Here is a 21,217-nt window from a genome sequence, read left to right as displayed (position 1 = left end):
TCGCCGATGATGAAACTGTCGCGCAAGCCGCTGCGTAGACATAATGTCGCAAGCAGATTGGAGCGCAGACCTTATGGCCTTTATGGAACGACGCCTCGGCGAAAGACCGCTTGATATCGCGGTGATCGGAACCGGGATCTCAGGCCTATCGGCCGCATGGTTGCTCTCCCAACGCCACAGCGTCACCGTTTATGAGGCAGCAGACCGCGTTGGCGGCCACAGCAATACGGTCGAATTCGACCATGAAGGACAACGCGTCGCGGTCGACACCGGTTTCATCGTCTATAACGAACGCACCTATCCGAATCTGACGGCGCTGTTTAAGGCGCTCGACGCGCCGAATGTCGAAACCGACATGTCCTTCGCCGTGTCGATGAATGGCGGCGCCTTCGAATATTCGGGCTCTGACGCCTTCCGGCTGTTCGCCCAGCCGTCCAATGCGTTCAAGCCGCGCTATTGGCGGATGTTGTCCGACATTCTGCGCTTTTACCGCAACGCGCCGCGCGACCTGCCTGAGATGGGCGACATCACGCTCGACGCCTATCTTGAGCGTAACGGCTATAGCCGCAGCTTCCGCGAGGATCACCTCTATCCCATGGCGGCTGCGATCTGGTCGACGCCGGCGCTCGATGTCGGCGATTATCCCGCCGCATCTTTCGTGCGCTTTTGCAGCAATCACGGCCTTCTCGATGTCGTCAATCGCCCGAAATGGCGCACGGTGCAGGGCGGCAGCCGAGAATATGTGCAGCGTCTCAGCGCCCGCTTCGCCGACCGCATCCTCACCTCCACGCCCGTCGCCTCGATCAAGCGCCTTGGCGGCGCAGTCGAGATCCGCGATGCGCATGGCGGCGTCCGGCGGTTCGACGATGTGGTGGTCGCAACGCACGCCGATCAGGCGCTCTCCATGCTCGCCGATCCCACCGAGGACGAACGTCGTCTGCTCGGCGCCTTCCGCTATTCGCGCAACGAAGCCGTTCTGCATTCCGACCCGAACCTGATGCCGAAGCGCCGCTTCGCCTGGTCGGCCTGGAATTACCTCTCCGACACTCGCGATGGTCAGCGCTCGCTTTCCGTCACCTATTGGATGAACAAGCTGCAGCCGCTTGGCGATGCGCCGCCGACCTTCGTCACCCTCAATCCCTGTCGCGATCCGCGTTCCGGCAGCGTGCATGTCCGCCAAACCTACGAGCACCCGATCTTCGATGTCGGCACGCAGCGCGCCCAACAGGAACTCTGGTCGTTGCAGGGTCATGGCAACACCTGGTTCTGCGGCGCCCATTTCGGCGCGGGCTTCCATGAGGATGGATTGCAGGCCGGTCTAGCAGTGGCTGAAGATCTCGGCGGTCTCCGGCGCCCCTGGCAGGTGCAGGCGGAATCGGCCCGCATCGTGCGCCGTCCGCTGTCGCTGCCGATCAGGACGGAGGCGATGGCGTGACAGGCTTCCGCTCGGCGCTCTTTCCCGGCCATGTCACGCATCTGCGACTCAAGCCGCGCCGGCACAGCCTCGCCTATCGCATCTATTCGCTGCTCCTCGATCTCGACGAACTCGACGCGTTGGACAAGCGACTGAAATTTTTTTCCGTCGACGGCTTCAACCTGTTTTCCTTCAGGAGAAAAGATCGCGGCGACCGCACGGGCCGCGATCTGCGCGGCCAGGTCGAGGACGCCATGCGCCTCTGCGGGCTTGAGCCCGATGGCGGCCGCATCATGCTTCTGACCATGCCGCGATTGCTCGGTTGGGCCTTTAATCCGCTCAGCATCTTCTTCTGCTATCGCGCGACTGGCGAACTCGCCGCCATTCTCTGGGAAGTCGACAACACATTCGGCCAGCGCCACGCCTATATCATCCCAGTGCTGACAGAGGGGTCTGGCGAGATTGAGCAGAGTTGCGACAAGGCTTTTTACGTGTCGCCCTTCATGGAGATGGATCTCAAATACCGTTTCCGCGTTACGCCTCCGGAGGATCGCCTCTCGGTCAAGATCGACGTGTCAGACGACGAGGGCCTGGTGCTCACCGCCCGACATCTGGCGAAACGCACCGAACTGACCGACGCGGCGCTGCTGAAAGCATTTTTCACGATCCCGCTTCTCACGCTGCGCGTGGTTGGCGGCATCCATTGGGAAGCGTTGAAGATCTGGCTGAAAGGCGTTCGCTTGCGCAAGCGTCCCGCTCCGCCCGCCGAACCCGTATCGGTCGGCGACCTGCCCGCGCAGCCGGCGGAGTGATCCGCGCGCGCTCATTTGTCCGTATCTCGAACCAAAGTGGAGACGCGCCATGAAGACCATCACCTCGACCATCCTCGCGCTCGCCGCCCTGAGCGCGTCCGCCCATGCCGCCGACGATCGGTTGTTTGGAAACTGGGCGCGCGGCGACGGAAAGGCGCGCGTCAAGATCGTCCGCTGCGGCGGCGATCTCTGCGCGATCAACACCTGGATCAAGCCGGGCACCAAGGACGAGAAGACTGGCGACAAACTGGTCATGAGCGTCGAGCCGACCGGTCCCGGCAAGCTCTCGGGCACCGCCTTCGATCCGCAGCGCGACCGCAGCTATCGCATCAATCTCACCGTCGGCGACACCACATTGACCACCGAAGGCTGCATTCTCGGCGGCCTTCTGTGTAAGGGCGTTGGCTGGACCCGCATCAACTGAGGACTGTTCATGGCCACACTGTCGATCAAATCAGCCGCCATCGCCTATCTCTCCACCGGCATCGCCTTCGCGGTGATCGACGCCATCTGGCTCTCCACCATGACCAGCCGTCTTTATCGTCCGGTGATGGGCGATATGCTGGCCGATGAATTTCGCCTGGCGCCGGCTGTCGCCTTTTACCTGATCTTCATCGCAGCCCTGGTGTTTTTCGCCATCCGCCCGGCGCTTGCGGCCGGAGACTGGAAAGTGGCGCTGCTGCATGGCGCCTTTTTCGGTTTTGCGGCCTACGCCACCTATGATCTCACCAGCCAGGCGGTGCTTCGCAACTGGTCGACGCTGCTGACGGTGGCCGATCTTATCTGGGGCACGGTGCTGTCAGCATCGTCAGCAGTCATCGGCTATAAAGCCACGCGCCTGTTCACCGGCGTCTGAACCGCTTGCGCAACGCTCGTTTTCCAGCCATTTTTCGCCTATGCGAACATGTGTGACACACTGGCCGATATGGACGAAGCGCACGCTATGCTGGGCGGCGCTGTTTCTAGCGTTTATCGGTTCGGCATCTCTTGCGTGGGCCAACGATAAAGCCTGTGATCCCTACGCTGTGAGGGTGGCGACCGATGCCGTGCCCTATCAATGGCCGCATGGCCTGAAGCGCGCCGACGATCTGATCGCCAATCCGCCCGGACGCGCCGATATCGTGCTCATCGGCGATTCCCTGCTCGCTAACTGGCCCGAGGATCAGATCCGCCGTCAATTCGACGGACGTCGCGTTTGGAACGCCGCGGTCGGCGGCGCCATGACACAGCACACGCTCTGGCTGCTCGATCGGATGCAGGGCCGCGCGACGCAAGCCTCCAGGGTCATCCTGCTCGTCGGCACAAACAATCTCACTTATGACTACATGCCGCCCTGCGCCATCGCCGCCGGTATTCAGGCCGTGGCCGAAAAGGCGTTGGCGATCTGGCCGAAGGCGCGGCTCGATCTCGTGGCCGTGCCGCCGCGCGGGGCCGATTTCCACTTCCGCGACGCTGACCGCAAGGCGCTCAACGCCGAGCTCGCCGCCTGGGCCGCCGGTCGCGACCGCATGCGCTATATCGAGATCGACGCGCTCAAGCTGACCTGCGGCGGCGACCGGACGACATCAGCCGAGGCGCGTCCGCCCTGCGGCAACTATGCCGACGACTACGGTCATTTCCGCCGCGCCGGTTATGAGGTGATCTTCTCGGCTCTTGCGCGCTGAGCGCGGTCAGTGCAGCACGATCTCCCCGTCGATGCGGCGCCATTCATTCGGGCCGATCAGCCGTTTGTGGCTGTAGCGGACCGAATGCAGCGCCCCATCCAGGGTCTTTTCCCAGAAGTCGAGGAATTTGCGCATCTGCGGGAAATCGGGGGCGAGGTCGTAATCCTGCCAGAGATAGGTTTGCAGCACGGATGTGAAATCGGGCATGCGGTAGAGAATATGGGCGGTGGTCAATCCATACCCTTCCATTTGAAGGGTGAAGTCATGCGTAGCCTTCATGCGGTTTCCCTCTCATGGTCAACGAAGAAATTGTGCCACGCGGGATGCGCATTGCAACAGAAAAATGACAAAAGATCGTTTTAAAACATATTGTTAGCAGCCATTTTACGCGAGTGCTGATTTTTTTGATTTCGCCCTCTTGAAAACGAAAAACTGCAAAACCAGATCTTTTCGCGTCGGACGCCGGGAGCGGGTCCGGCGCCCCGTCCGGTCCTCCGCCGGTCCGGGCGAGGGGAAAGCAAGCACTGTGTTTGTCCAGGAGGAAAACATGAAGTTCAGACCGTTGCATGATCGTATCGTCGTTCGTCGCGTCACGTCCGAGGAAAAGACCAAGGGCGGCATTATCATTCCCGACACCGCCAAGGAAAAGCCGCAGGAAGGCGAAGTTCTCGCCGTCGGCCCGGGCGCGCGCAACGAGCAGGGCCAGGTCGTGGCGCTCGACGTGCATGTCGGCGACCGTGTGCTATTCGGCAAGTGGTCGGGCACTGAAATCAAGATCGACGGCGAGGAGCTGCTGATCATGAAGGAAGCCGACATCATGGGCGTCATCGAGATCCCCGTGGCGGACAAGAAAGCCGCCTGATCGTCAACCCCAATTGCATACAGTCATAAACTGCTGCCTATGAAGGAGTGACCCATGGCTGCGAAAGACGTGAAATTCAACACCGACGCCCGCGAGAGAATGCTGCGCGGCGTCGACATCCTCGCCAATGCGGTGAAGGTGACGCTCGGTCCCAAGGGCCGCAATGTCGTGATCGACAAGTCCTTCGGCGCGCCCCGCATCACCAAGGACGGCGTGTCGGTCGCCAAGGAAATCGAACTCGAGGACAAGTTCGAGAATATGGGCGCGCAGATGCTGCGCGAAGTCGCCTCCAAGACCAATGATCTTGCCGGCGACGGCACCACCACCGCCACCGTGCTCGCCCAGGCCATCGTGCGCGAAGGCGCGAAAGCCGTGGCCTCCGGCATGAACCCGATGGATCTGAAGCGCGGCATCGACCTCGCCGTCACCGCCGTCGTCGCCGATCTCAAGGCCAATGCCCGCAAGATCTCCAAGAATGAGGAGATCGCCCAAGTTGGCGCCATCTCGGCCAATGGCGACGCCGAAATCGGCCGCTATCTCGCCGAAGCCATGGAGAAGGTCGGCAATGAAGGCGTGATCACCGTCGAGGAAGCCAAGACCGCCGACACCGAACTCGAAGTCGTCGAAGGCATGCAGTTCGATCGCGGCTATCTCTCGCCCTATTTCATCACCAATCAGGACAAGATGCGCGTCGAACTCGACGACCCCTATATCCTGATCCATGAGAAGAAGCTGTCGAACCTGCAGGCCATGCTGCCGGTGCTCGAAGGCGTGGTGCAGTCCAGCAAGCCGCTGCTGATCATCGCCGAGGACGTCGAAGGCGAGGCGCTTGCGACCCTGGTGGTCAACAAGCTGCGCGGCGGCCTCAAAATCGCAGCCGTCAAGGCGCCCGGCTTCGGCGATCGCCGCAAGGCCATGCTGGAGGATATCGCCATCCTCACCGGCGGCACGGTCATTTCGGAAGACCTCGGCATAAAGCTCGAAAATGTCACGCTCAACATGCTCGGCCGCGCCAAGAAAGTGTCGATCGAGAAGGAGAACACCACGATCGTCGACGGCGCCGGCTCCAGGACCGAGATCGACGGTCGCGTGACCCAGATCCGCGCCCAGATCGAGGAAACCACCTCCGATTACGACCGCGAAAAGCTGCAGGAACGTCTCGCCAAGCTTGCCGGCGGCGTTGCGGTGATCCGCGTCGGCGGCTCCACCGAAGTCGAGGTCAAGGAGAAGAAGGACCGCGTCGACGATGCGCTGCACGCCACCCGCGCGGCGGTCGAGGAAGGCATTCTGCCGGGCGGCGGTGTGGCGCTGTTGCGTTCGGTGAAGGCGTTGGATGGCCTAGTGACCGCCAATGACGACCAGCGCGTCGGCATCGACATCATCCGCCGCGCCATCGAAGCGCCAGTGCGCCAGATCGCGGAAAACGCCGGCGCCGAAGGTTCGATCATCGTCGGCAAACTGCGCGAGAAATCTGATTTCGCCTATGGTTGGAACGCCCAGACCGGCGACTTTGGCGACCTGTTCGCCCAAGGCGTCATCGATCCCGCCAAAGTGGTGCGCACCGCGCTGCAGGACGCAGCTTCCGTGGCGGGCCTGTTGATCACCACCGAAGCGATGATCGCCGAAAAGCCGAAGAAGGATGCCGCTCAGGCCATGCCCGGCGGCGGCATGGACTTCTGATCATCTGAACGCCCGCCCCCTCGCTGCTTTGGCGAGGGGGTTTCTTTATGCCGCAGCTCTTTTCCGTCCGGCTGTTGCTTGTCTCAATTATCCGCAACCGATCGATTTTAACGTTCGGCAGGAGAAAGCTGCGGTCGAACCCAAAGCCGCAGCGAAGATTTTCAAAGACGCCCGGAAATCAAACGCAGGTGGTCCTGCGGGTGAACAGGAAATCAGCTGCCGGTGGGCGCTGAAATCCTCGACCGATGCGGGAGGCGCCGCTCTGCGGTTTCAAACGGTCGGAAGGCCAGTGACACCCCGCAAATGAAAAGTTGCCAACCGATATTGGTTTTCGACGCCTTTTGAGATACTCAGCGGAGAGTGATCGGTCTTACACAGAAAAAGAAAAGAAAAATGGTATCACAGGGTGGAAATGTCAGGCGATGGGTATTCAGCCTGGACCAACGAGCGACCGGGTGGTTTCGCGATTGCCTAAAGGCCGCTGTGGTATCCGCAAAACAGCACACCACCTTAGAGCCCATCTGCATACTGGATGGCGATACGGAGTCTGATTTTGCTCGCTGGCTTAAAAATGCCGGCGTTACTGTGATCAAGCATGAGGTTTCGTTCAAATCCGAGTTGTTTTCGGACGCAGTGATCCACGCAAACCAAGGGTCGCCCTATAATCCCGCGCAAGCTTCTGGCGCATATCTCCGCGTAGAAGCCGCTCGTATCTTGGAAGACGATGTATTTCTTTACACCGACTGCGATATTATGTTCGTGGCTGATCCCGCGCCAGATTTTTATGCGCCCAAGGTTTTTGGCGCATGTGCTGAAATCGTATCGGAAGGCGATCACTATGTTGAAACTCAGAGCTTCAACTCCGGAGTCATGGTTGTCAATCGCGCCAATTTCGTACAAAAAGTTGAAGGCTTCATTGAATTCTGTCGCGCCAGAAACTTCTATAGTCGTCAGCATTCGTCATATGATCAGACACATCTGAATCTGTATTTCGGTCACGAATGGGAAAAGATGTCCCCCAATCTGAATTGGCGGCCGTTTCAGGGGATTGGTGAAGCCGCAAGCATTATCCACTTTCATGGACCTAAGCCGCAGAGGATAGATAAAATCCTGTCCGGAGAAGCATCTGCCCAGGAAATTGACTCTATGCGGCATCTGATAAACAGCAACATTGACAGCTACGCCTATTATGTTGGGCGCTTCAATGAGTTTTTAAAAGAAGCAGATAGTTGAGAGGGTTTATATAAATTGATCGTCTTGGCTATTTTGCTTTTTTGATCAGTCTCACATATCCGCTTTCTGCTTCTCTTTTCCTGCATACGATAACATCAGTGTAGTCTCCTATGATGCCCTGATGTTCATCGTGGAATCTCAAGATTCTGACATCGAAAGGCGCCCATTGCGCTAAGCTTTTGTGGACGTCATAGCCATAGTCAACGGTGACAAGCGAACGTCCATCGCCGATCATTGTCTCGTGGTATACTGCGGGCTCCAGCATTTTGACTTGACCGTGATCATCCTCGATCGCGCGTTGGCGCATTCCCTGAACCAACCGATTGGAAATCGGCCAGGTTGCAATAAACACACCTCCATTGCTCAGTGTGCGCCAAATTTCCTTGACTGCATCTTGCGGCCGAAACACATGTTCCATGACATCAAGAGCAACAACAATGTCAAAACTTTCATCAGGAAAAGTCTGCTTTTGCAGATCTTCGTTCCGAAAGCCGTTCACTATTTCGCCCGTGGGATATTCGGGGAAAAATTGGGTGCTGAGATAGTGGGATCCTTCTCTGGCGAGCTTCAGAGATATTCCGCGCCAGATCGGAGAGCATTCATGAATTCTCCGGTTTCGCCAATCCGGAACAATCTCGTTGAGCACGGACGCGAGCGCTCGTTCGCGCGGCAAAGAACCATTCTCACATGACATGCAAAACAGGTGCTCACGATACCAGGCTTCCGTTGATTTAAAACGGGCGGGAGCTTCGCAAATAGGGCAGAAGCCGATGTATTCCATGTCATTCATTCTTTTCGACCTCGGTCCGCGAAACCTTGACGCGGAATTTGCTCCAGTTTGACTTAGAGCGCTGCAATATGTGTTGATCAAAACCAACACTAAGTTCCCTAGCTTGAACCCTTTAACCCCAGCTTTCCGTCAGTGACAGTGGTATTCAGTCGATTTTTCACCCAGTCCCACAGCGCGGCGAATTCTCGAGACGCTTTTCCGCGCTGCTGAAACTCCGAAATTCCCCATCCAGTATCGATTGCGTCCTGCAGGGCTACCCTCGCGCCAATCATTATCGGACAGACGTCTCCGAGAGCTTTCAGCCCCGCGCTGGCTTCCATTGATCGAGCGACGGATGACGCCTGGTTGACAACGAATGCGAAATCTCTCCGTTCCGCCTTTATGGCGAGCAAAACCGAGGCCATCGCCTCGATGTCCGCAGTGCTCGGCCGCGTGGGCACGAGGCAGAGATCGGAATGTCTGATGACGTCGTGAACAATCGGGACATTGAAGCCCGGCGTATCGATGATTACTATACTAAAATCGCCTTCCGCTGCTTCTTTCAGCGCTTCTTTCAATTGTATCTGGTCAGCAATAATTTCAAATATCGGAGTCTCCGCCTCCCGTCGTTCTGCCCATTTCGAAAGGGTGTTTTGTTCATCGCAGTCCAAAAATAGCACCCTTTCCCCCGAAAGCTCGGCTGCTATTCCTAGATTTATTGTCAGCGTACTTTTTCCTGATCCTCCCTTTCGGGTCACAAATGAGATGATTTTCATTTAAATTTCTCTCATGTCGGTGGAGGATTGATCGGCCAGGTATAAAATCAAGCAAAATCACGGCGTGTGTACGAAGGAACTGGTCGATATATGTCCGCATCGGATGGGTCCCGCCGTAGTGCAAGTCGGACTTGTATTTAGAGATCTACCGCGCCCTATGCCAGCCACACCAGACTATCCTGCGAATGTAAATGATGCATGGAAATGTGGCAATTCCAATTCATCCAGAAGGCAGCGGCATTCAAATGGTTGATGCGATTTGGATGCTGTAATCGATCCACCGGGAAGGTGGGCGTTGCAGAAGTATTTGAGCAAATCGGTTTTAGGACAGCGCGATCGAACTGTCGCCCATCTGCCGGTGTCGTACATCCTATTTTTCTGTTCAGGCGGAATTTGAAAATGGGGACCTGCCGCCCACGTGTTTTGTCGACGGAGAAAAGACCAGGCGATTGTTGTTTCGAAGTATAATCTTGAGATGCCGGCCTCCCGGACGGAGAACGCGAACCGCTTCCAGTTTCCGCTGCATGCCCGTCGATCCTGCCTGAAAAACGAAAATAAATTTCGTGACACAATAAATGTGTCAAATAAATACAGTAACTACATGACTGTTTCATTTCGCTGCGCCAGTGCAGGGCGCGCATGCAGTCTCTTTCAAATAATTATGTGAGCCTCTTGAGTCTATGAACTTCGGCAGGCGGATATATGCGGGCGAAAAGATCAATTATTGTGCGTTCAATGCGGTAAATTTGGGCTATTTGCCATATACGGCTTCATCTTGAGATTTTAAGCGAAAAAATTTCGCACTTGCGAAATGATTAATATTGACACCTGCGTTAAGGTCGTGTTTACCTAACAACTAGTTAAATCTTGTGAGTTATGGGGGTAATCATGGCAACGAAGTTCGGTGGTAACGAATCATCGGTTATTTTGGGTACGCAGAGAGCGGATGATCTTCGCGCTGGCGGCGGCGATGATATCGTCCGGGGCTTGGGCGCGAACGACAGCGTTCGGGGCGATGCTGGCAATGACCGCCTGTTTGGCGGTGATGGCGACGATCGTATTTCCGGAGGCAGCGGCGACGATGGTCTCAACGGTGGCGCAGGTAAAGATGCGCTTTTCGGTAACGCCGGCAACGATAGGCTTTACGGAAATTTCAATGATGATAAACTGAGTGGCGGTGACGGCGCCGATGAACTCAGTGGCGGCGTCGGCAACGATACGCTGCGCGGCGATGTGGCTGGGGGCTCCAAATCGGCTGACCTGTTCATCTTCGCCAAGAATTCCGGCAAGGACGTGGTTGTCGATTTCGATGTGGATCGCGACGTTCTGCAGATTTCCAAAGGCCTCAATAAAATCAGTACTGCCGCAGATGTTATCAAAAAGTCTTCGCAGGTTGGCGACGATGTCGTGATCAATCTCGGCGATGGAAACAAGATAACCTTGAAAGACGTGAAACTCGCGGACTTGAAGGATAAGCCCGGCGATCATTTTGACGTCGTGTAATTGATACGTAATGGCTTTGTTATTTGATGAGCTCGTTGAGGCAATGTATGCTTCAACGAGCTTTTTCGTGAGGAATGCATGCTTGTAGGACTGGTGGATTTTTACGATGGCGCCAAGGTGTATGGTTGGGCGATTGATCAAGACGATCTAACCAAGGTTCTTGATATTTCGGTTCAGTCTGGTGGCGCGCAAATTGCTGGCGCCCCGGCTGGAGTATTCCGGCCGGATCTAGCTGAGGCCGGCTTTGGCGATGGAAAACATGCCTTCGAGATCGTGTTGCCGCATTGGGTTCGCAGTGTCCGGCAACTGACGTTCATTGCAAAGGCAAGTGACGAGAATACCATAACGTTAAAGATCGAAACCGAAATAGATCGCCTTATAGCGGAAGCAATCGCCCAATATGGGGGGGATGTGGAAAGACGTTTTTCAAGGGTGAGGTCAGAGCTATCTGCTCAGGAAGCTGCTTTTTCAGATATATATTCAAAGATCGACGAGATAACTAAATCAACGTCGCAGACATTCATGGATCTTAAGAAGATCATTGAAGACAATGATATATTTATCGTCCGTTTGGATGAGCGATTGTCAAAAATTGAAAATGCGCTAGCTCAAAGAAAGAGAAAGCGCTTTTTAGGGATATTCTAAGCCTGTCGCCAGGCCCAGCGGGGATCAAGGACATTCCTCGCCACACGACCATCGGTGCTGATCGAGATTCTCGCAAGGCCGCGAACAATGCCCGCGCCGTCCCTGTCTTGGACCACCGGGGCATATCCAACAATCTCATCGTTCCCGAATCCATCCTCATCCTGCCGCCGCCGCCGAACTGCCCACGTGAATCCGGTTGAATTCAGCTGGCAGTTCTTGAGGTGCAAACGGCTCCGACGCCCCATCTGCAAGTCCCGCGAGGATATTGATCGTCGACCAATGATGCTATGACTGGAAAACACAGCAACAGCGGTCATGAAAGATGCTGCTGGTAGCATCCCCAATAAATCTTCAGGGGATGGATCAATCCGATCCATCCCGTCGACCAAGGCGAATTCTAATTGGCCTCCAGCCATCTGCGCGTCTTTGTGCGGTATGCGGCCTGGGCTTTTTTCAGATCGGCTCTGTTTCTGCCGGCTCGGCCGACGATTTGATGGATGGCTTCAATTTCGGCGAGATGGGCGTCGATATCCATACTCGTTGTGATGCTGTTCTGATGGCGGCGATGAATATTGAGGGGGGACGCAACATAGGCCACCTGACGGCCAAGATTGCTGGCGGCCAGATAGAGCCGCCAATCGCCGACCAAACGGAAGCGGCTCATGTCGTCTTCGACGTCTTGCAAGGCGCTTTTCAACGCCTCGCTGTTCCACAGGATGCTCGAGACATTGAGAACAAGATTGGCCACGCCAAGCGCCTCTTTGGCGAATTCAAAGCCGGAGAACGTTCTGCTCTCAAGAAGCAAACCCTGCGCGATGCTCTCGGCATAGGGGATATAGCTGTCGTAAACCCGAAATCCGTCGGAATCGATGGACAGACTGTCGGTGAATGAGAAGGCGCAGTCCTGTGTGGATGTATGCGCCTCGACCATGGTTTCAAGGAAAACGGGCTCGGAAAGGTCATCGGCTTCCGCAATCCAAACAAGCTCGCCTGTCGCCAGCCTGGCGCCGCGTTCCCATTGCGCAAAAGCGCTGCCACTATTTTCTGACGATGCCACGACTTTTGCAATCCGCGCATGCCCGGCAAGCGTCTGCATTATCTCCTGAACGCTGTTGTCGGTTGAGGCGTCATCCAGGATGATAAGCTCGTAGATGGGATAGGTTTGTGTAAAAATGCTCCGGAGCCGCGCCTTGACATAGGCTTCGTAGTTATAGGACGGAACAATGACGCTGACTTTTTTAAGTTCTGGCTTCACCAGCTTCACCAGGCCGAACGCGTAATCGACGAAATCGAAGTCCCTCCGAGCCTTGTCGATGCGATGCTGGATAAGGGCCGGTCGAACAGACGTTTCTGCAATCGTTTGATCAAGCGCCTCCAAGGTGGCTTCGGTATCTCCCTGGCTAACCAGCGAACCGAGTTTTTTATCAGCGCGCAGGAGATCGACATAACCGCCATTGTCTTCATAAGCGACGATGGGCAGGCCGATCTGCATCGCCTCCAGCAAAACGGACGGAAACGGGTCTTCGCGCGACGTCAGCAGGAAGGCGTCGGCGGCGTTCATAAAGTCTTTCACCTCCGATCGCTCGCCCACGAGATGGAGGTTTGTGATGCCGGTCCTGACGATATCGCGCTGTATCTGGGCGCCCACTTGCGGATGCAAGCCGCCGACCCAAACAAATTGCGTGTCAGACCCGCGATTGAAGCTCAGGATCGCCGTCTGGAGAAACAGGTCGATCCCTTTTCGAATGTCGCCATAGCCGACATTGATGATCAGCTTCTGGTGTTCATCAAGCGCAAGTTCGTCGCGGATTTTCTTCCTGGCGGCGTCATCGCGGTCGAATACATGATAAATGCCCTGCGGGCGAATGACGGTTTCGTTGCTGCATTCGCCAAAGCTCGATACGAAAGCATCTCTTACCGTTGCGGACGCAAAGACGACGAAGTCAGACTCGCGGGCGATATCCGCCGCGATATCTTTCAGCCTGTATTCCGTGATCAGATCCGGAAGCTCATGGACCAGACTGACCACCTCGAAGTCAAACGCCTTGAGATTCGGCAGCACCCGTCCAGACACCACGGTGTTGACGATCGCCTTGGCGAAGCCACGCGACTTCAGGCGATAGAGGTGACTGTCTATGGTCGCCTGGTCGCACACGATCGTCGGGGCCAGCGACTGGTAGGTCTCCAACAAAGCTCCGCCCCCGAGCAGAAGAATCTCGATCTCCAGGCCGAACTGATTCTGCAGTGTCGTCGCCAATGCAACAAGGTTGCGTTGAGCGCCGGCCGGGAACGCGTCATGTCCGACCAACAAGATCTTGTGTTTGTCGCCGGCATGCGCCTTTTCCGGCGCAGAGATCGTTCTCGCCAGTTCATTCAGGACGGCCCCACCATAGTGCACGTCCGGTTCAAGATAGGCCGACTCACACCATTCGTTCCAGGCATTGATAAAGACGATATTTTCCCCCAGCACCGGATTGGCGCGGGAATAGTCTATCGCTCCGTCAAGCCACCGGCCAAACAGTTGCGGCGTCGCGCCATCAAACACCAAGGCGCCGGTTTTCCGGCGCGAGCTATTGTCCCAGCTCGGGCAAACGGTTTTTGCGAGGGGAAAAGAGGGCGGCGTTTCATTCAGAGACACATCAATGACTTCTGGGTAAGGAAGAACCGAGCCTTCAAATTCCCAGTCTAGAATCTCTGTATTTCTGAACGTGTCGGCGACAAAATTCGCCAGTTTATGCGGAGGAAACTCGATGGCGCCGTCAAACCCGTATTTGTTCGGATCTTCAGCAAGAAACGTCTGCGCCAGAAAAAACAGAGGTTCCTCGTTGTGCCTATCCTTAAAGATGGCGCGCCAGCGATCTAGCGTCGACTGGCTGTCCTTGATGATATCCGCCCTGTAGACAACGAGAAGTGGACGGCCTCCGATGCGGACATATCGCGCATCAGAGAAATAGGATTGAAGACAATCCACCAGCGCTTCGTCGTCTTCGGGAAGTTGGTCCTGCTGAATGAGAATTTCCTGGTCCGCGCCATCCCATCGCCGTGTCCAATTCTCATTCGCCCAGAGAATCATGAACGGCATATTGAGGGACTTGTCGTCACGGAAAGCATCCAATGGCTTTTCCATCAAGCGATGACGGTTGAACCAGTAGAAATAGAAGCAGAAAGCCCAGAGGCCCATATCCATGGCCATCTGTACCTGTCGCCTCATGACGGCCGGATCTTCTAGATTGTAAAAAGACAAATCTCGCGGAATTCTCGGCTGATAATGTCCAGCGAAACGGGGAATCGCGCGCGGCAGGTTCCGCCACTCTGTAAAGCCTTTGCCCCACCACTCGTCATTCTCAGGGAATGTGTGGAACTGCGGCAGATAGAATGCAATGAGCCGCGCCCGCTTTCTCTCTCCCCTCGCCAAACTGGTGTCGAGGTTTTCAAACTGTTCGCCGGGATTGGTGAACTTCGCCACCTCGCGCGCGATAGTCGTTTGGGCGTCGGGGATATAGGTGGCATAGCCATTCTGCCGGCCAACTTCGAGGTAGTGCAGATATGCATTGCGGCTCAAGTCACGGTTGAGATAGCGATCCGAATAATAAAGGGTATTGAAGGTTGGACTGGGCTTATATCCCACATAGACGCCGAAATAAAGAAAGTGCAACAATGGCCCGCCCGCGAACGTCGCAGCGTCAGGATGCCGGCCTGTATAATAGTCATAGTCAAAATGGGGAGTATCGATAAGCCCCCGTTTTTCGCGTGCGAGAGCATAGTGAATCAGAGGATTGCTCTCGTTAAGATCAATTGAGTTGTTGCTAGAGTAAGTCGACGTATTTAATAATATATGGGGGTTGTACCCCTTCTTTGCTCCCGCCAGCAAATAATGAATAAGAGGCGGCCCATTGAACTCAAGCACCTCTGGATAACTACGCTTGTAGTAATTATCATCAAAAAATGGACTTACAATCCGCCCTTCCTTGAACCCCCAAGCAACATAATGGTCCACGCAATCCACGGAGCGGAGGTCAGGATACCAGGAGAGATAGAGGTCGCGATCGAAAAGTCCCGTTTCGACAAGGACATCCCGCATTTGCTCGGCTGAAAGCCCATTGAGCCCATTGCTAAGGTCAAAGGAAGACAGGGCGCGCGCCGGCGCTATGCGCACGCGCCGTCGCACCGCCTTTGCGCTGCGCGTCTGCTGTGGCGCGATATGGGGCATGTTCCACCCTGTACGCTCCTCTGCAAAACCGCCAAGCAGCCAATGGTGGAAGCCGCAGGCGAACTGCTTGCCGCGAACCGCATCGACGACATCGGCATTGTCTCGCAGATATCCAGCTTCGTTGAAGTGCGGGTTGGGACTTAATTGGCTTGAACTTGCCTCGCCAATATATCGGGCGAGCAGTTCATCATTGTCCGTATCATCCGCAATTTTCAGCAGTTCTTTATAGGAGGCTCTGAAAAAATCGGCGTCAAAACGCATTTCCGGCGCAGTGGATGCCAAAAGAAGACGCCTGAAGTCAGCCGGTATATCCTGCTCCCCCAGTGCATGAAGCTCGCGAGCAACAGATCGAGTGGCCCGTTCGCCCACATTTCGTTCCGACAGTCTCCTAGCCATAATCAACCCTTTGAGGCACATCACTTGCCAGACTATAAAATACAAATTTGGGAAATCCAGTTTAAAATAACAGTAAATTTATTATTAATATACAACAGTTTGACTGTCTTGAACTCGGCGAATATTTAAGATTTCAAAGGGGCTCGCCAAGCCGTCATTCTGCTCCGTGATCTGCCGTGACCTCAAATATTCCATGAACAAAAATATCAATCGCGCCATATCCGGCGGATTTGTTCTCAACGGAGAGGCTCGGCAGTGGCGGCAGCGCGGGTGAAGCGGGGTCAAAACATCTGTATCTGGAATTGAACAGGCGAAGTCGCGCGCGACGAATGGCGCCGGGAGCGCCGCGGCAAAATCTCAACTCGCGGCTCAGTAGCGTCGGAGCCATTGGCGTCAGAAACGGAAAAGTCGGTCATTTCCCGGAAAAGATTGGCGGCACCCCCTCAATTTGGCCTTCAACAAAGTGGTTCCGGCGCAAAACATGGTTTGGCGCTGTCTCCAATTTCCGCCTGTATTTCGCAATAAATATTAGGATATGCGCGGATGACATGGAACCCGCGGATACGCCGGGCGTTTCGGTAGACCGTCATCACAGACTGTCGACCGATGGTCATGATGGCTGCGCTGGGAAGGGGAGACCGGATGATACGTCCGCCGCGGGCAGACGGTCCTTACAGGGATCGCGATCTCGATTGTCAGGAAGCGTTGGAGGCGCTGTTTCTCGATCAGGTGCGCAAGGCCGAGACGGCCTTTCGCGATCTCATGCCGATTCGAAGCCGCTTGATGTCAGAAGGACTTTCGGCCGGTTGGGATCAGCAGGATCTGGAATCGGCGATTGACGAACTCGTACGCTGTTATGCAATGAAGGTGCCGCCCGTGAAACGATGATCAGGCGGGACGCGTCTGGATCTCCTGCTTCATCCTCTGCAATTCGGCGACGATGTGTTCCATCGGCGCGGGCTTTTCGATGCGCACGATGTCCTTGAAGCGGTCTGGCGCATCGAGATCGGAATAGCCGGTGACGAAGATGAAGGGCACGCCACGATCTGCAAGAGCTTCCGCTATGTGAAAAGACGGCCCCTGTCCGAGATTGACGTCGACCACAGCGAAGGTCGGCGACATCGTGTGCAGCATCCGCATCGCGTCTTGCTCACTGGCGGCGGGCCCGAAAACCACCGCGCCCGCCGAAATCAGCGCGCGCTGCGTGTCCACAGCCACAAAATAGTTGTCCTCGACGACGAGGACGGCGCAGCCATCCAAGGCAAGCGGTGCGGTCATGACGATGTTCCCGAAAAACTCCCATGGCTAAACCGCCGGGAGACAATCCTGTTCCATCGCGAGGAAGAATTTATGCGCGCCGCGCCCCGTCAAACAGACCGGTAGAATACATATTCGGTTTCTTGCCGCAAGACTTCGCCCGGCCGCAGCACGGCGTTCGGAAAGCCGCTCTGGTTTATGGCGTCCGGCCAGATCTGCGTTTCCAGACACATCCCCGCGAAAGGGCCGTAGCGACGACCGTCGAGGCCAGGAACGGGCACATCCATCTTGAAGCCGGCATAGACCTGCACGCCCGGCTCGGTCGTGATGACATCCATCACCACGCCCGAGGCCTTGCTGGAAAGCTGCGCGACGGACCGCTTGTCCATCCGCTCCGGAGACAGGCAGAAATTATGATCAAGCAACAGTTGCTTGCCTTCCGCGTCATGGCGAATGACAGACGTGGTTTCACGGAAATCGAATAGCGTCCCCGTCACGTCGCCCGGTCCGCCGGCCGGGATCTGTTCTTCATCTGTCGGCAAATAGTGATCGGCCTTGATCATCAGCATGTGGTCTGAGGTCGTCGGCTGGCCGTCGAGGTTGAAATAGCTATGCTGGCAGATATTGGCGACGGTCGCCCGGTCTGTCTTGCTTTCATAGACCACATTCAGCACGCCGTCCCCGGCGAGCCTATAGGTGCAGGTCACGCTGCAATTGCCGGGATAGCCGGCGCGGCCGTCAGGATCGACGATCGCGAGGCGAACAAAATTTTCGCCGGCTTCCTCGATCTCCCAGTTGCTGACGCCGATACCATCGGATCCGCCGTGCAGATGGGTGATTCCGCGCTCGTTGAGTTCAAGCTGATAATCCTGCCCATCAAGCGTGAAACGTCCTTTGGCGATGCGGTTGGCGACGCGCCCCGGCGTCGCGCCGAAATAGGGCGAATGGGTGAGATAGGGCTCCATGGTTTCAAAGCCCAGCACCAGCGGGGCCTTGTGCCCGTCGAGCCGGAGATCCTGGATGACTGCGCCCCATGTCAGCACTTTGGCCGTCAGGCCGCCGCCGGTCAGCGTGATGCGCGACACGGTCGCCCCCTTGGCGTCAACGCCGAACTCTTCCACCTTGGCCATATGTCTCCCCCTTGCGCAGTCCGTTGGCGCGGGAAATTGTATGATTTTATGATCGGGCGCAACAAAAAACGGCCGGCGTCGCCGACCGTTTCAAACAAGCGCGAAAGAGCCGGTTCAGCGAGTCGGAACCGGCACCTCGCCGCGATAGTCGTAGAAGCCGCGACCGGATTTGCGGCCGAGCCAGCCGGCCTCGACATATTTCACCAGCAGCGGGCAGGGGCGGTACTTGCTGTCGGCCAGGCCGTCATGCAGCACCTGCATGATCGACAGGCAGGTATCCAGGCCGATGAAGTCGGCAAGCTGCAGCGGCCCCATCGGATGGTTGGCGCCCAGCTTCATCGCCGTGTCGATGGCGTCGACACTGCCGACGCCTTCATACAGCGTATAGATCGCCTCGTTGATCATCGGCAGCAGGATGCGATTGACGATGAAGGCCGGGAAATCCTCGGCGACGGTGATTTCCTTTTCGAGACTGGTCACGAAGGCGCGGGCGGATTTGAAGGTCGCCTCGTCGGTCGCGATGCCGCGCACCAGTTCCACCAGCTTCATCACTGGCACCGGATTCATGAAATGGATGCCCATGAACTTTTCCGGCCGGTCCGACGCCGAGGCAAGCCGCGTGATCGACAGCGACGAGGTGTTGGTGGCCAGGATCGCGTCCGGCTTCAGAACCGGACAGACGGAAGAATAGATCTTGCGCTTGACGGATTCGTCCTCCGTCGCGGCCTCGATCACGATGTCGGCGGATGCAAGGTCGTTGAGGTCGGCTGAGCCGGAGATCCGCGCCAGCGACGCTTTCCGCTGCTCTTCGCTCATCTTGCCGTTCGCCACCTGGCGGGCGAGATTGCCGTTGATGGTGGCGAGCCCTGCCTCAATACGGTCAGGCGACAGGTCGTAGATCTGCACCTGGTAGCCGGAAGCCGCCGACACCTGCGCGATGCCGCAGCCCATCTGGCCAGCCCCGATGACGCCTACAGACTTGATTTCACTGCCCATTGTCCTGTCCGTTTCCGCTTTTTATGAAGTCTTGTCTATCCCTTGGGCGCCCGGCCCATAAACATCATAATGGCCGGCGCTGCTTTCGCAAGCCCGGCCATTTTGATACTTCCCTTATGATCTTCGCGCCAGCTTTTTTTGCAGGTGCGAAGAAAGGGTTCTGGGATTAGAGCGCCTTTTCGAGTTCCGGCAGAATCTCGAAAATGTCGCCCACCAGGCCGTAATCGGCCACCTGGAAGATCGGCGCTTCCTCGTCCTTGTTGATGGCGACGATGATCTTGGAGTCCTTCATGCCGGCGAGATGCTGGATGGCGCCGGAAATGCCGCAGGCGATATAGAGCTGGGGCGCGACCACCTTGCCGGTCTGGCCGACCTGCCAGTCGTTCGGCGCGTAGCCGGCGTCGACGGCGGCGCGGCTTGCGCCCACGGCGGCGCCGAGCTTGTCGGCCACCGGCAGGATCACTTCACGGAACTTCTCGGCCGAACCGACGGCGCGGCCGCCCGAGACGATGATCTTGGCCGAGGTCAGTTCGGGACGATCCGACGACGACAGCGCGTCGGCGACATGGCTCGACAGACCCGGATTGCCGGCGCCGGCCACGGTTTCGATTGCAGCGGACCCGCCTTCGGCGGCGGCCGCGAAACCGGCGGTGCGGACGGTGATCACCTTCTTGGCGTCAGTCGACTGCACGGTCTGGATGGCGTTGCCGGCATAGATCGGACGCTTGAACGTGTCGGCGGAGACCACTTCGATGATTTCCGACACCTGGGCGACGTCGAGAAGGGCTGCCACGCGCGGCGAGACATTCTTGCCGGTCGCAGTGGCGGCCGACAGGATCACGTCATAGGCCGGAGCCAGCGAGACGATCAGGGCTGCGAGCGGCTCGGCCAGCTGATGGGCGTAGTCGTCGCCATCAGCGGTCAGCACCTTGGCGACGCCTGCGAGCTTGGCGGCCTGTTCGGCCACAGAGGAAACGCCTTTGCCGGCGACCAGCACATGCACGTCGCCGCCGATCTGGGCGGCCGCCGTCAGCGCCTTGGCGGTCTGGTCGGAAAGAGTGGAATTGTCGTGATCGGCGAGAAGAAGAATAGCCATCTGTCTTGTCCCTTTCCTGAATTAGAGAACGCCGGCTTCGGTCTTGAGCTTTTCGACCAGCTCGGCGACGGTCTTGACCTTGACGCCTGCCTTGCGGCCGCCTGGCTCTTCGGTCTTGACGACCTTGAGGCGCGGGGTGATGTCGACGTCGAAATCGGCCGGGCTCTTCTTGTCGAGCGGCTTCTTCTTGGCCTTCATGATATTGGGCAGAGAGGCGTAGCGCGGCTCGTTGAGGCGGAGATCCGAGGTCACCACCGCCGGCAGCTTGACATTGATGGTCTGCAGGCCGCCGTCGACTTCGCGGGTGATGTCAGCGGAGCCGTCCTTGATCTCGACCTTGGAGGCGAATGTCGCCTGCGGCCAGCCGAGCAGAGCCGACAGCATCTGGCCGGTCTGGTTGGAATCGTCGTCGATCGCCTGCTTGCCGACGATCACCAGACCCGGCTGTTCGGCCTCAGCGACGCCCTTGACGATTTTGGCGACGGCCAGCGGCTCGATCTCTGCGTCGGTTTCGACGAGGATTGCGCGATCAGCGCCCATGGCGAGCGCGGTGCGCAGGGTTTCCTCGGCCTTGGCCGGACCCACGGACACGACGACGACTTCGCTCGCCTTGCCGGCTTCCTTGAGACGCAGCGCTTCCTCGACGGAAATTTCGTCAAAGGGATTCATCGACATCTTCACATTGGCGAGTTCGACGCCCGAACCATCGGCTTTCACCCGGATCTTGACGTTGTAATCGACCACGCGCTTGACGGTCACAAGGATTTTCATGGG

General features: G+C 57.0%; 21 protein-coding genes. 11 read left to right on the top strand and 10 right to left on the bottom strand.

The annotated features are described in order from the left end of the window. Positions 1 to 73 precede the first annotated feature (73 nt). From M2360_RS02390 to M2360_RS02370, 5 genes are all read left to right on the top strand, one after another. The gene (locus M2360_RS02390) at positions 74 to 1,435 is read left to right on the top strand and encodes an NAD(P)/FAD-dependent oxidoreductase (RefSeq protein WP_280772765.1); all 1,362 of its coding nucleotides are present in this window, start codon (positions 74 to 76) and stop codon (positions 1,433 to 1,435) included. Then, entirely contained in the window at positions 1,432 to 2,226 is a 795-nt protein-coding gene (locus M2360_RS02385) for a DUF1365 family protein (RefSeq protein ID WP_280772764.1), read from the top strand. The genes M2360_RS02390 and M2360_RS02385 overlap by 4 nt, the downstream gene beginning before the upstream one ends. Before the next feature lie 49 nt (positions 2,227 to 2,275). Continuing rightward, positions 2,276 to 2,650 (top strand): DUF2147 domain-containing protein, encoded by a 375-nt coding sequence (locus tag M2360_RS02380; RefSeq protein WP_280772763.1) that lies wholly within the window; start codon positions 2,276 to 2,278, stop codon positions 2,648 to 2,650. A gap of 24 nt (positions 2,651 to 2,674) precedes the next feature. After that, entirely contained in the window at positions 2,675 to 3,082 is a 408-nt protein-coding gene (locus tag M2360_RS02375; protein ID WP_280773070.1) for a DUF2177 family protein, read from the top strand. A 175-nt stretch (positions 3,083 to 3,257) separates the two neighbouring features. Beyond that, positions 3,258 to 3,890, top strand: coding sequence for a GDSL-type esterase/lipase family protein (locus M2360_RS02370; protein WP_280772762.1), 633 nt, complete (start codon positions 3,258 to 3,260; stop codon positions 3,888 to 3,890). Between the two features lie 6 nt (positions 3,891 to 3,896). Here the strand turns inward: M2360_RS02370 and M2360_RS02365 are convergent, their stop codons facing one another. Beyond that, the gene (locus tag M2360_RS02365) at positions 3,897 to 4,169 is read right to left on the bottom strand and encodes an aspartate-semialdehyde dehydrogenase (RefSeq protein ID WP_280772761.1); all 273 of its coding nucleotides are present in this window, start codon (positions 4,167 to 4,169) and stop codon (positions 3,897 to 3,899) included. A 268-nt stretch (positions 4,170 to 4,437) separates the two neighbouring features. Between M2360_RS02365 and groES the strand changes: the two genes are divergently transcribed. From groES to M2360_RS02350, 3 genes are all read left to right on the top strand, one after another. Then, on the top strand, positions 4,438 to 4,752 hold the full coding sequence (gene groES / locus M2360_RS02360; protein ID WP_280772760.1) for a co-chaperone GroES: 315 nt from the start codon (positions 4,438 to 4,440) through the stop codon (positions 4,750 to 4,752). Positions 4,753 to 4,806: 54 nt separating this feature from the next. Beyond that, the gene (gene groL / locus M2360_RS02355; protein ID WP_280772759.1) at positions 4,807 to 6,432 is read left to right on the top strand and encodes a chaperonin GroEL; all 1,626 of its coding nucleotides are present in this window, start codon (positions 4,807 to 4,809) and stop codon (positions 6,430 to 6,432) included. 360 nt (positions 6,433 to 6,792) lie between these two features. Continuing rightward, positions 6,793 to 7,665: a glycosyltransferase gene (locus M2360_RS02350; protein ID WP_280772758.1), complete on the top strand. Its 873-nt coding sequence runs from the start codon at positions 6,793 to 6,795 to the stop codon at positions 7,663 to 7,665. A 28-nt stretch (positions 7,666 to 7,693) separates the two neighbouring features. On the opposite strand, the gene M2360_RS02345 is transcribed toward M2360_RS02350, so the two are convergent. The 3 genes from M2360_RS02345 to M2360_RS02335 all read right to left on the bottom strand — a co-directional run bounded on the left by M2360_RS02345 (position 7,694) and on the right by M2360_RS02335 (position 9,851). Next, a complete protein-coding gene (locus tag M2360_RS02345; protein ID WP_280772757.1) occupies positions 7,694 to 8,455 on the bottom strand; it encodes a class I SAM-dependent methyltransferase in 762 nt (253 codons plus the stop codon). A gap of 98 nt (positions 8,456 to 8,553) precedes the next feature. Next, positions 8,554 to 9,210, bottom strand: coding sequence for a ParA family protein (locus M2360_RS02340; protein WP_280772756.1), 657 nt, complete (start codon positions 9,208 to 9,210; stop codon positions 8,554 to 8,556). A 155-nt stretch (positions 9,211 to 9,365) separates the two neighbouring features. Beyond that, positions 9,366 to 9,851, bottom strand: coding sequence for a hypothetical protein (locus tag M2360_RS02335; RefSeq protein WP_280772755.1), 486 nt, complete (start codon positions 9,849 to 9,851; stop codon positions 9,366 to 9,368). Between the two features lie 247 nt (positions 9,852 to 10,098). Between M2360_RS02335 and M2360_RS02330 the strand changes: the two genes are divergently transcribed. Further along, positions 10,099 to 10,713 (top strand): calcium-binding protein, encoded by a 615-nt coding sequence (locus M2360_RS02330; protein WP_280772754.1) that lies wholly within the window; start codon positions 10,099 to 10,101, stop codon positions 10,711 to 10,713. A 78-nt stretch (positions 10,714 to 10,791) separates the two neighbouring features. Then, complete coding sequence (locus M2360_RS02325) at positions 10,792 to 11,358, top strand: hypothetical protein (RefSeq protein ID WP_280772753.1); 567 nt, start codon at positions 10,792 to 10,794, stop codon at positions 11,356 to 11,358. Between the two features lie 397 nt (positions 11,359 to 11,755). Here M2360_RS02325 and M2360_RS02320 read toward each other — a convergent pair whose 3' ends face one another. Then, complete coding sequence (locus M2360_RS02320) at positions 11,756 to 15,937, bottom strand: glycoside hydrolase family 99-like domain-containing protein (RefSeq protein WP_280772752.1); 4,182 nt, start codon at positions 15,935 to 15,937, stop codon at positions 11,756 to 11,758. Positions 15,938 to 16,576: 639 nt separating this feature from the next. Here M2360_RS02320 and M2360_RS02315 point away from each other — a divergent pair. Further along, a complete protein-coding gene (locus M2360_RS02315) occupies positions 16,577 to 16,852 on the top strand; it encodes a hypothetical protein (RefSeq protein WP_280772751.1) in 276 nt (91 codons plus the stop codon). Here the strand turns inward: M2360_RS02315 and M2360_RS02310 are convergent, their stop codons facing one another. The 5 genes from M2360_RS02310 to M2360_RS02290 all read right to left on the bottom strand — a co-directional run bounded on the left by M2360_RS02310 (position 16,853) and on the right by M2360_RS02290 (position 21,214). Then, complete coding sequence (locus tag M2360_RS02310) at positions 16,853 to 17,242, bottom strand: hypothetical protein (protein WP_280772750.1); 390 nt, start codon at positions 17,240 to 17,242, stop codon at positions 16,853 to 16,855. It abuts the gene before it with no gap. Between the two features lie 89 nt (positions 17,243 to 17,331). Beyond that, positions 17,332 to 18,351, bottom strand: a complete 1,020-nt coding sequence (locus M2360_RS02305; RefSeq protein WP_280772749.1) for an aldose epimerase family protein — start codon at positions 18,349 to 18,351, stop codon at positions 17,332 to 17,334. 114 nt (positions 18,352 to 18,465) lie between these two features. Then, positions 18,466 to 19,347, bottom strand: a complete 882-nt coding sequence (locus tag M2360_RS02300) for a 3-hydroxybutyryl-CoA dehydrogenase (RefSeq protein WP_280772747.1) — start codon at positions 19,345 to 19,347, stop codon at positions 18,466 to 18,468. A 166-nt stretch (positions 19,348 to 19,513) separates the two neighbouring features. Next, positions 19,514 to 20,443, bottom strand: coding sequence for an electron transfer flavoprotein subunit alpha/FixB family protein (locus M2360_RS02295; RefSeq protein WP_280772746.1), 930 nt, complete (start codon positions 20,441 to 20,443; stop codon positions 19,514 to 19,516). 21 nt (positions 20,444 to 20,464) lie between these two features. Next, complete coding sequence (locus tag M2360_RS02290) at positions 20,465 to 21,214, bottom strand: electron transfer flavoprotein subunit beta/FixA family protein (RefSeq protein ID WP_280772745.1); 750 nt, start codon at positions 21,212 to 21,214, stop codon at positions 20,465 to 20,467. Positions 21,215 to 21,217 lie beyond the last annotated feature (3 nt).

Source organism: Rhizobium sp. SG_E_25_P2 (assembly GCF_029892285.1).
Taxonomy (GTDB): Bacteria; Pseudomonadota; Alphaproteobacteria; order Rhizobiales; family Rhizobiaceae; genus Rhizobium_E.
The sequence above is the reverse complement of the archived record's forward strand: the minus strand, read 5'-3'. Positions and strand labels throughout refer to the sequence as shown.

What these genes read in the sequence shown, in the direction of transcription:
- M2360_RS02390 (WP_280772765.1), top strand. Translation starts at nt 74, where the DNA reads ATGGCCTTTATGGAACGACGCCTCGGCGAAAGACCGCTTGATATCGCG.
- M2360_RS02380 (WP_280772763.1), top strand. Translation starts at nt 2,276, where the DNA reads ATGAAGACCATCACCTCGACCATCCTCGCGCTCGCCGCCCTGAGCGCG.
- M2360_RS02365 (WP_280772761.1), bottom strand. Translation starts at nt 4,169, where the DNA reads ATGAAGGCTACGCATGACTTCACCCTTCAAATGGAAGGGTATGGATTG.
- groES (WP_280772760.1), top strand. Translation starts at nt 4,438, where the DNA reads ATGAAGTTCAGACCGTTGCATGATCGTATCGTCGTTCGTCGCGTCACG.
- groL (WP_280772759.1), top strand. Translation starts at nt 4,807, where the DNA reads ATGGCTGCGAAAGACGTGAAATTCAACACCGACGCCCGCGAGAGAATG.
- M2360_RS02345 (WP_280772757.1), bottom strand. Translation starts at nt 8,455, where the DNA reads ATGAATGACATGGAATACATCGGCTTCTGCCCTATTTGCGAAGCTCCC.
- M2360_RS02340 (WP_280772756.1), bottom strand. Translation starts at nt 9,210, where the DNA reads ATGAAAATCATCTCATTTGTGACCCGAAAGGGAGGATCAGGAAAAAGT.
- M2360_RS02335 (WP_280772755.1), bottom strand. Translation starts at nt 9,851, where the DNA reads ATGCGCGCCCTGCACTGGCGCAGCGAAATGAAACAGTCATGTAGTTAC.
- M2360_RS02330 (WP_280772754.1), top strand. Translation starts at nt 10,099, where the DNA reads ATGGCAACGAAGTTCGGTGGTAACGAATCATCGGTTATTTTGGGTACG.
- M2360_RS02325 (WP_280772753.1), top strand. Translation starts at nt 10,792, where the DNA reads ATGCTTGTAGGACTGGTGGATTTTTACGATGGCGCCAAGGTGTATGGT.
- M2360_RS02315 (WP_280772751.1), top strand. Translation starts at nt 16,577, where the DNA reads ATGATGGCTGCGCTGGGAAGGGGAGACCGGATGATACGTCCGCCGCGG.
- M2360_RS02310 (WP_280772750.1), bottom strand. Translation starts at nt 17,242, where the DNA reads ATGACCGCACCGCTTGCCTTGGATGGCTGCGCCGTCCTCGTCGTCGAG.
- M2360_RS02305 (WP_280772749.1), bottom strand. Translation starts at nt 18,351, where the DNA reads ATGGCCAAGGTGGAAGAGTTCGGCGTTGACGCCAAGGGGGCGACCGTG.
- M2360_RS02300 (WP_280772747.1), bottom strand. Translation starts at nt 19,347, where the DNA reads ATGGGCAGTGAAATCAAGTCTGTAGGCGTCATCGGGGCTGGCCAGATG.
- M2360_RS02295 (WP_280772746.1), bottom strand. Translation starts at nt 20,443, where the DNA reads ATGGCTATTCTTCTTCTCGCCGATCACGACAATTCCACTCTTTCCGAC.
- M2360_RS02290 (WP_280772745.1), bottom strand. Translation starts at nt 21,214, where the DNA reads ATGAAAATCCTTGTGACCGTCAAGCGCGTGGTCGATTACAACGTCAAG.